The 10,160-nt window shown below is 45.1% G+C and carries 7 protein-coding genes; 2 read left to right on the top strand and 5 right to left on the bottom strand.

Annotated features, from left to right (window positions below; all coding sequences use genetic code 11):
* Positions 1–249 precede the first annotated feature (249 nt).
* Together IT291_04550 and IT291_04545 are read right to left on the bottom strand one after the other, a co-directional pair.
* Entirely contained in the window at positions 250–2,175 is a 1,926-nt protein-coding gene (locus IT291_04550) for a nitrate- and nitrite sensing domain-containing protein (GenBank protein MCC6220496.1), read from the bottom strand.
* A gap of 214 nt (positions 2,176–2,389) precedes the next feature.
* On the bottom strand, positions 2,390–3,286 hold the full coding sequence (locus tag IT291_04545; GenBank protein ID MCC6220495.1) for a serine hydrolase: 897 nt from the start codon (positions 3,284–3,286) through the stop codon (positions 2,390–2,392).
* Between the two features lie 261 nt (positions 3,287–3,547).
* On the opposite strand from IT291_04545, the gene IT291_04540 reads away from it, so the two are divergent.
* Positions 3,548–4,810: an ATP translocase gene (locus IT291_04540; GenBank protein ID MCC6220494.1), complete on the top strand. Its 1,263-nt coding sequence runs from the start codon at positions 3,548–3,550 to the stop codon at positions 4,808–4,810.
* Here IT291_04540 and IT291_04535 read toward each other — a convergent pair.
* The 3 genes from IT291_04535 to IT291_04525 form a co-directional block, all read right to left on the bottom strand.
* On the bottom strand, positions 4,797–6,035 hold the full coding sequence (locus IT291_04535) for a hypothetical protein (GenBank protein MCC6220493.1): 1,239 nt from the start codon (positions 6,033–6,035) through the stop codon (positions 4,797–4,799). The genes IT291_04540 and IT291_04535 overlap by 14 nt on opposite strands.
* A gap of 91 nt (positions 6,036–6,126) precedes the next feature.
* Positions 6,127–9,027: a phosphoenolpyruvate synthase gene (locus IT291_04530; GenBank protein MCC6220492.1), complete on the bottom strand. Its 2,901-nt coding sequence runs from the start codon at positions 9,025–9,027 to the stop codon at positions 6,127–6,129.
* A gap of 32 nt (positions 9,028–9,059) precedes the next feature.
* Entirely contained in the window at positions 9,060–9,734 is a 675-nt protein-coding gene (locus tag IT291_04525; protein ID MCC6220491.1) for a hypothetical protein, read from the bottom strand.
* 146 nt (positions 9,735–9,880) lie between these two features.
* On the opposite strand from IT291_04525, the gene IT291_04520 reads away from it, so the two are divergent.
* Positions 9,881–10,159, top strand: coding sequence for an archease (locus IT291_04520; GenBank protein MCC6220490.1), 279 nt, complete (start codon positions 9,881–9,883; stop codon positions 10,157–10,159).
* Position 10,160 lies beyond the last annotated feature (1 nt).

Below are 10,160 nucleotides of genomic sequence, written 5' to 3'. Positions count from 1 at the left end.
GTGTTGCTAGACTACCTAGGCATAACAACTTAGGTAGTCTGGCGTTTAGGTTAGAGAGAACTGCAAAGGTTTTCTCTAACCTATGTGGCAGGCGGTTTATTTTTTTAAGGTTTTTTGCCTGCACGCAACAACTTGATTCCACTTGGTCTAAAAAGTAATGCCACGTCGCCCCAACGAACACTATGCATAAGGCTTGATAGAAGCAAAGCCTTCCATCAAGCCTTATGTTTGAATTTCAAGCTACGCGAATTATTGCATGATGCTTAGGCTGCGATCAGTATCGTCGTAGTTGCTGCCTCTTTTATTTGTAAAGGTTCGCACCTCATGACACTCATCAGTATCAGGCATATCGCATCCATTAACGCTCATGTCACTGCCGCTATTGCTATACTGCTTCCTATCATCGGCATGTGAACCATACACTATTCCACCCAGCCTGCTTGCAATGTTCTCCATGAGTCGAGCCTGAGCAGCCATCTCGTGGCTGGAGGCTGAGTTTTCTTCCGCCGCAGCGGCATTTGCCTGCGTTACAGAGTCTAACTGAGCAACTGCATTGCTAATCTCGTTAATACCACTCGACTGATCTCCACTGGCTTTAGCTATTTCCTTAATTAACTCAGCAGACTTTAAGGAAGAATCCCTCACCTCACTTAACACCTTGTCTACCTCTTTAGACACCGTCACGCCATTCTCAGCCAGATCCACCGAACGCTTAATTCGATCGCTAGTCTCCTTAGCTGCCTTGGCGCTGCGCTGAGCCAAATTCCTAACCTCCTCAGCCACTACCGCAAAGCCTTTTCCAGCATCCCCCGCACGCGCCGCTTCCACGGCAGCATTTAGAGCTAAAAGGTTAGTCTGAAACGCAATGTCATCAATCATCTTTAATATGTCAGCAGTCTCATTTGCAGATGTCTTTATGTCTTGAATCGCCTTAGACATCCTGCTCATGGCCTTAGCTCCCTCCTCCGACACTTTGCCCATGCTGTCGGCAAGAACACTTGCCTTATGAGCTGACTCCGAATTGTGCTTCGCCATCGAAGCGATTGTTTCAAGAGTCGCCGACGACTCTTCTAAAGACGCAGCCTGCTGCTGCGCCCCACTAGCTACCGCATCACTAGAAGCAATGACCTGACTTGACGCAGATGTTAAATGAGTCGCCCCGGTATCGAGCTGCTCCATGATTTGACCTATCGGCCTAACTATTCCGCGAATAATGAAAAAGCATACCACGCCAACTACGCCAAAAACGACTAAGACACTAGTGATTAGCATCCAAACTGCCGCGGTCTTTTCAGACGCAATCTTTGTAGCATAATCCTTTATGTAGGCCTGCTCGTACGTCACAATTCCCCACAAGTCTTCTATCGCCTTACTAATAGCTTGGAAGAATTCATTTGCATTCTTCCCATATTTTCCTTGAGTCGACTTAGCAAGGATTTCCCTAAAAACACCTGAAACGTGCGTCCACTGTGGTGAAACAGTAAAAGACCTGATTGCTTCAAGATTCTTGTCGGTTACGAGTAGAGCTGGTGATTTAACCGATGCATCCACGCCACCTTTGAAATTTGTAACCGATTCAAGTCTAGCGCTATCTATTGGTTCATCCTTAGAAATAATCGCTGTGACATTTGCTCTAAACTTGCCAGCATTCTCCTTGGCTTCCTCGAGAACGGAAAGAGACGTAACCCTCCTGCCGAGATCAGCCACATCGCTAGTTGCAGCCGTAAGCCTAAAAAGCCCCAGCATCCCTAAGACATTAGCAGTGTACTGATCTATAGCTTCTTTTGGCGCTACGCTTTTAGCCTCGACGCTGCTCCTCAAGGACTCAAGACTCTCCAAAAACCTGGTAGCCTTCTGGATCTCTTCAGGCGGAAGTCTATGGAGTCCTATAACCGACTTTAGTTCCTTTATAGCCTCGTCGGTTTTTGCCTGCCTTTCCTGAACTTGCGCCAACTGCGCTCCGCCAGTCATGTAACTTCCAGACATCCCGCGTTCGACTTGTAAATTGTTTATGAGCTGGGATACACCCTGCAAGATAGTAACGTTAGCAACGATGTCTTCTGCTCGTCTGCTCTCATCTCTATATCTCTGCACAAGAAAAACTGAGACAACGAGATACGCAAGCATAGATAGACACACTAAGGCAGATACCTTGGTCGATAATTTAAATTTCATAACCTTCTCTCTTGTTAAATCCCCAATACACTAATCTCAATTGCAGCTACCTGACTGCCAAAGAATAATCGAACGAAACAACTATTAGCTTAAATATTTTTGCACTACGTCGTTAGATGCAGCACTTGCAAAAACGAAGCGCGAGAGGATAAGTTTCTAATATCAAATGACAATCGGTCTAAACTAAGACCTTCACCGGTTCAGCACTAAACACCTAAGTAATAATTTTATCTATTTCAATTATAATTCTCTCGAGTAGCTCAGCGCCGTCGCAATTTTCCATTAGCACTACGGCAATATAACGCCTGCCACCGCGTTCTATGAGCGCGCTATCTGAATGAAAATCGATCCATGTTCCAGATTTTCTAAACATCTTAGCGTGCGGATGGCGCTGCATAATAGCCTTTACAAACTTATGCTTTAGCCCAGGTTTGCTCAGCACTGCCTTCATCTTAGCAGTTAGTCTCTGTTCCAATAACTGATTTGTATCGAGCATGTAATAAAAACGAGCGACGCTCATGGCAGAAGCGGCATGCGCAAGGTTTTTTAGCGGCTCCCTCTTCCATGCCGGAGCACTGCCATACTCCTTTCCCACCCATAAACCACCTCCGTTATTCACATCGTAAAAATGATATCGTGAGGAACTCAGCAAACTATTAATATACGACGGCCCCACGGCGTAAAATAACTCAGTAGCTGCGTTGTTTGACGAATAGCGAATCATATTAGACGCCAATGCTCGATACCGCTTATCCCACTTTAACTCACCCTCCTCTATGCGCTTAAACAGCCCAAACAAAATGGCAATTTTAGGCAAACTTGCCGCATACATCATGCGATTTTCATTGACGCCAGCAAATCGCGGACAAGAAGGTCTAGTTACATCCACTACTGCAACGCCAATTTTTTTCTCCTCGACTAGCACCTTAAGATCGAGCTTATCCATCACTGCCGACAGCCGCCCTTGCAAGTAATTATCGCGACTCTGCTCAAGCTCCAAAGCACCTCGACACGACACATCGTGCTTAGGCAACTTGGCTTGAGATAGAGAACAGGCAGTAAAAGAACCAAGAAAAAGAAAAACGGTTAATGAGAAAATACATAGGCGCATGAACGAGAAACCTAAACAAAACCTTCCCTACGATGACGTTGTCATTTTTTTAATCTACTTGCCCTAGTGCTATCAATTAATCTTTTGGTCTCAAGATAATTAATCCCAGCATCGCATGTGAACTCTAAGGCGTCTTCTACAAACTGCAATCTCTGTTCTAATGTTTCATAACAAAATGACTCTAACAAACTTTAAGTGCTTGAACGAATTGCAAAAAACAAAACCTTCCCTAAACGCCAATAGCTAAGTATTAATTCTAGCATGTCTAACTCTCTTCTATCGAACTATTTCTATCGGGCACTGGTATTATCACTAGAGTTTTGTTTAATAATAACGGGCTATTACGTAATTAAACCACTTACGCGCACACTCTTTCTCGCGCACGTTGGAAGCGACTATCTGCCGCGCATCTGGATATTTTCTGCCATACTCCTTGGTTTCTTTTTGCCAATTTACCAAAAACTTCTTCGGCACTTTTCGCGCTATAGCATTTCATTTTTTTCAGTAGCAAGCTTTGTAGCACTGCTAGCATTGTTTCGCGCCATCCTCTCAACGCCTAGCAGCTATGGAGTAAGCGCTTTTTACCTGCTTGTGGATTTCTATAGCATAGTCCTAGTCGAACAATTTTGGAGTCTTACAAGCGCATTATATCCAACCTCCGAGGGGAAAAAGTGGTATGGACTGATTGGAAGCGGCGGACTCATCGGCGGCATGCTCGGAGGTTATCTTGCCGGATCTTTAATTACCTACCTAAAACTTCCTTCACAAGAGCTAATACTTCTTAGCGCCACAATGTTTGCTTCGCTTCTCTTGTTACTAGCGATGATGAACAAATATCACTTTTTTTTGGACAAATCGCACAGCAAGTCAGTTAACCAAGAAACTCAGATTAGCTGGAATCAATTAATAAAAAGCCGCTACGCGATAATACTTGCGGGGGTTATTCTTTTTTCTCAACTGATAGAACCAATTGTCGAATTTCAATTCTTAAAAACAGTAGAAACTAATCTTAATTCACTTTCAGATAGAACGGCCTATATTTCATTTGCCATGAGCGCACTTAACTTTGCAGCACTTGCAATAAACCTAACTCTTACTCCATTGTTACAGTACTACTTTGGAGCAATAGCAGGTATGGGCGCTCAACCTTTAGTAGTCACTCTCAGCACTCTCGCGTTTTGCCTGCAACCAACATTAAACATTGCATCCTTATTAAAAATAAGCGATCGCGCGCTTTCGTATTCAATTAACCGCGCCTCTAAAGAGCTACTGTATATACCTCTAAGTCCAGTTCTTATATATCAACTTAAGTCATACATAGACATGTTTGGGTATAGATTCTTTAAGATACTAGGTTCATTTATTATACTGCTGCTAACGGAGTGGCTTGCCTGGGAATTCGCTACTTACTATCTATCATGCACCGTAATAGCAGTATGCGCGATCTGGCTTCTCTCCTTGTACTTTCTAGCACAAGATTACCGAGCGATAAGTGTTGCCACACCGGATTCTACTCCCGCATAGCATGGCGCATTTCAATTAACTTCTGAATCTTTGCCGCAAGCGTCTTATGCAGTCTAACCGAGCTCTCTCTCAACACATTTGAGTTTACGGCCACCAAATAGTGATAGCGAATATCTTTTGCGGGGTATTCAATAATCGCAAGTGAATTTAGGGTATTTTCAACGTTTCCGCCATACTTTTTGCAGATGAAACCTTTCTCCGGCCTACAGCTATAAAGCGAGCCGGATTTAAAATAGATCGCAGCATTTTCCAAATAAGGCGAAGCGGCATAGCGAATTCTTTTCTGCGTCATATAAAGTAATCGCTTTAACTCAGCGCTGGAAAATTCATCCACTAGTTTTCCCTGCTCCAACAATAACAAGAATTTAACTAACTCTCTTGCACTGGCTCGACTACCAACATTAGGCACCTTATTTCTGCCCTGCCGAGTAAACATACTTCCCTGCGCCAAAGCACCGGTTGAAAGGCCATTTCGCTTTACCGCTTCGTCCAATGTCCGCCTAAGCATGTCCCCTAAAGCATTCTTTTTTGTCGTCGCAAAGAACCTACGCTCCTCCTCTAAACTAGGCGGATAACTCCTGCCATAATGAGAAAGTAAAATTAGCTGTTTCATCACAGTACTTCCAGCGGCATTTGAACTAGCCGATAACATGTAGTCCAAGTACGACCACAAATTTGCACTATCCCCAACCGCTAAAGGCCGAAAACTTAGGCGCCCCTCCTCGAGATTCCAAAATGGCACATCGTGTGTATCCGATAAGATAAAATCATCTGCAACGATTTTTGTTTCGCGCAATATTCGCTCCCGCATTGCAATGTCATTGGGATAAATATCCGCAAGCTTCTGCATCACCGCCAACGCCACAACAATTTTACCCACACTACCGGGGGTGAAAATGGCATTTTCATTATGCGCCGCGAAGAGAATGTCCTGTGGATTTGTAATATCTAAGACCGCAATGCCATAACGCGACGCATTTTTCCCCAGCATGTTTTTGATGCGCGTTGAATAATTGACATCGGGCTTGGCAGGTAGATAAAAAGTCTTCCCCAATAATCCTAAAGTAATTTCACTCGACTTTAGTCGTGCGCCAGGAACAATATTCTGCTTGCCACGAGGAGTGTGAAGTGCAAAGTAATACCCCTGCAATCGCTCTATTCCCGTTCTCTCATGCGCATCTAGGGGATAAGCTCCCGCCGTTTTCGCACCAAAGTTAAAACACATTCCAAACGCGATAGCAGCTAGGACAAAGGCCAAAACAAAACGCCTTGTTAGACAACTCTCTCCTAAGAGCAAAAACCGGTGGCGACTTGCATCAATGCAATAATAACTTTTCATCCATATTTACGCGCTTGGTCGCAAGCCCGTCCTTCTTACTATCTAGTGTCATCAAATAGGAGTTCTTTGCCGAATGCCTGCTATGAAGAAACGGCCTCACCTGAAACACCTGCAATCTGCCTCCCACAAATCCAAACTCTATATCAGCCGGCACTCTCTCCCCTGCTTCATCGACTAAAGGTGGATCTGAAAGCAATAATTCCTCTGCAAAGCGAATTAGCATGGATAGCTCGGCCTTCTGCATAATGCGTTCGCCTTTGCTCGCAAACACTTCATCTAGCCCGCCCTTATACGCAAGCACTCGCTTGGTTGGCGCCGAGGCTGACAAAAGCAAGCGAATATCTCCCGTCCGCTTGTCTATCGTAAGTAGCTCAGCCAACTGATTGCTCACGGCACCGCCTATTCCCTCATTTGCCGCCACGGTAAAAAAATTGGCGTCCCCCCTATCGACATCTGCTGTTACTAGAACTCCAGATTTTTCAGACGGAACGCTTTTTAGCAATAGTACACCTGCATAAACGTGTTCGGGAGTTGACATATTTCTCTGCCGCCAGGAGTACGCCCGCTCGGCAAACGGTGAAGTCCAAACTTGGCGAATTGCATCTACAATAGCTTTAAACTCTTTAACATTGGCTATTGTAAGGTTTAGCCCCGCCCCAGTAAAATTAGCCAAATCCTCGACATTTGTATCGCTGCGGACGAACACCCCGTATGTTCCGATTGGCCCTAGCTCTTTCGCTAACACTGAGCGCAACTCACCGAGAAACGCGGGCGAAAACTCGTAATCTAAGATAGCTTCGCGCACAGTGCTTAGCATTTCTCGTATGACTGGATTAGATAAACTGTGGTCTAAATTATCCCGATAAACACTCTGCATCCAGCTAAAAATAGACCTGCCGTCTGGAACTTGAATTTGCTCCAGCGCTGCTTTAAAGACGCCAAAGGGGATTACCACCCCCTCCGTAACGACGGAGGGGAAGCGCCTTTTAAGTTCGCCTAAATTAGCTGCCTTAGGCCCTGCGATGCGCCCAGAATCGCTTTGCCCAACACGCCTGAGAGACAATAGCCTTCTCTCTTTTAAGTCTATCTTATTTAAATTCACATCAATCGAAGTAGATGGCTCCGACCGGAAGCCCTTAAATACTTCCTCCCATTTCTCTTCATAGTCGGCAATAGAAACCTTTCCCTGAGGACTAGCTGCTACGACGATATTTCTGCCCAGGCGCGTTTTAAGTCGACTCATTAACTCAGAAGAAACTACTACGTTAGGCAAACCCAAATTGCGCGCTAGCAACTGAACATGCGAAAGCATGTTCCCTTCTTGCATAGTTAATATCCCCGCAACGGGCGGCAACTCTGCTGTAGTGTGCTCAACTAAGTAAATGTACTTTTCTGGCACAAGCGGCACTGCCCCGCCCTCCACTGGTTCAAAAAGAATACCTCTAGCAATTCCAGGGTTAAGTCGACCGAGCCCGTGGCTAACCGTCTCATCAAAAATGACGTGCTCCCGCTCCAATAAATTACCGCAGTCTTCCTCTAATTGCTCCATAAGCTCAGAAAAAAGCAAAGCTACTCCGCCGCGCAAGCGATCCACCACAAATTCTTTCGCAATCGGTTCAAGCTTGCTCATGCGCGATAAACCATGAGAAAATTCCTTTTGATAGCGATTTTGGGACCATATAGGCGCCCGGGAGAGATAATCTATTTCGGTGCAGTATGGTTCGACAAATTCAGAACTTTTCGCGCGCATTACGGCATAGCGCGCGGACTGAAACTCTCGAGACGAAATTACGCCTATGCCGTATAAGGAAAACAGGTAATTTTGCAACTCGTCTAAAGCATCGCCGCGCGTAAGATTATTTAAAACTCTTGGTGTCTCGCTATTCTTAAATATCATTAATTCTTCAGCTAAAAGACTTGCGTCCATTAGAGCGCTCTTAAAGTGAACTTCTTCTGCACTTTCAAATGAGGTGCGCAAAACTGCAAGAAGTTCAGCTAGCTGACCTCTACTCCAGCGGGATGCGGGCGTTGAAGTCAAAAATCTTAGGCTTAATTCCAGCTCTTCAAACGCCGAAATATCAAAACCGTTAAAAATCGACGCGGCGAGACTTCGCAACCTAGTGCCATCTCTCGCCTCTAGGTAGAAATCTTCTATAAGCGATATTAGCTTCCAATATGGATCTGTTTCTCGCGGAGAAAAATCGCGCAAAAATTTTCTCACCCTCTCTCCATCTCGCGAATCTGGATAAGAATGAAGTTTATTTTTTAGAGGTAAAAAACGAATATCTCGCTTGGCAAGCTGAGTAGCTAAAAACCTAATGCTCTGCGCTCTCTCTTTGTCGGCCTCTCGTGGAAACAAACGCGCAGCTTCTCTCATCATGAGAAAAGCAACTTCGTCCCTGCCATAAATTGCCTGTAAGAGCCGCTGACTTCCGTTGACCTCATCCTCTACCTGCGCCGCCCCGCGATAGTACCTCGCGCGGTTAAATATCCAACCGTCATCTCGCTCTATGAGGAAGCGTTCTATTAGAAGGGAAGAAAGATCTTGGGAGTTTGCACCTAGCTTACTAACTTCATCTTCAGTAAGCGCAGCATAAACCGTGGCGATTAGATAACCGTTCTCGCGTAAACCCCTGACGGCTTCATTCCATTCACCGTGCTGAATGCCGCCGCCGTGCTTTTCGCAAGCACCGGCGGAAGGAGGATGGGAAGTTCCGTCGCTACAGAACCATAAAATGCGAGAGAAGGGGCCGCGCTCGCTGCGCTTTAACATCGCTATTAGCTTTTGCGGATCCTCCTTAAACCCTGGATACTGTGCAAAAGCTTCTGACGATACGGCGACTGTCAGAACAAGAATCCACAGACAGCGCAGCAGCAAAGCCCCTCCCTCATTGTTTTGCAGCGCAACTTCTAGAACTTAACGGCTACGCCTGCAGAAACAAACGCTCCGTCAAAGTTTACATCTCCACCGTCTGATTCAAGATCGTCGGCGAATAGATAGCCGCCCTCAAGTGTAACATCCACCAAATCTTGGATCACTTCATAGGCTGCACGACCACTTAGATGTAAGCCAACTCCAGTATCATCCGCGAAATTATCCATGTGAATGATGTCTAGCCCTGGACCAGCAAATAGCGTTAAATTATCCATTACCTCTCTGTAATACTCAAGAGCGATAGGAACTCTAATAAATGTTAGCTCCGGCCCAGAAGCACCTGAACCTGATGTAGCAAAGGCATCCACTAAAGCATCATTTTCAGAATCGAAATGCGCGCCCTCAATACCGATGCGCAGATTCACTGGAAAATCGCTTCTCCGCGCTTCGACATAACCACCATATAAAGGACGATTGCGATCGTCGTCAAAAAACATCATCGTCACAACTGGCGATACAGAAAAAGTCCAGTCAACCGAACCTAGAGTCGCACTTCGTGTTCCATCAGCTGGCTGTCCAGACTCCGCAGCCTCTGGAAGTGGAATTCTCTCTGGAAAACGCTCCTTACCAGGCTGATCGGCTACGGCCGAATCCAAATTCAGTATTTGCATTAGCATGATACCAAAAGCAACGAGCAAACGCTTTTTCATATTTTATTACTCCATAATATTAATTACACACTCTTCTCCGCTATTTTGTAGCGAAACGACTAAGATCTGTTAATCTGAAATCAGTTCTCTATTTGTTGTGTTTGCATGCGGATTTTATACTTAGCGACAAAATAAGCAATACGTATATGCAAGAAAAAAACGATATCAACAGCTCTCAGTTATATGAATTTGTCGATCACACCGCAGATATGCAGATGAAGGTGCGAGGTGGTAGCTTGGAAGAACTTTTCAAAAGTAGCGGTTTAGCTATGCTGGAAATTATTTACGGGAAAACTGCTGCCAATATTCCTCTTCAATATACGGAGCACCTCCAGGTAGAATCCACAGATCTCGAATCGCTCATGGTAGATTGGCTGTCAGAGCTGTTATACTTAAGCTTAGCTAATCGTTCGACGTGTTTATAGC

This window comes from Deltaproteobacteria bacterium (genome assembly GCA_020845775.1).
Lineage (GTDB): Bacteria > Bdellovibrionota_C > UBA2361 > SZUA-149 > JADLFC01 > JADLFC01.
This window is presented reverse-complemented; position numbering and strand designations above follow the sequence as displayed.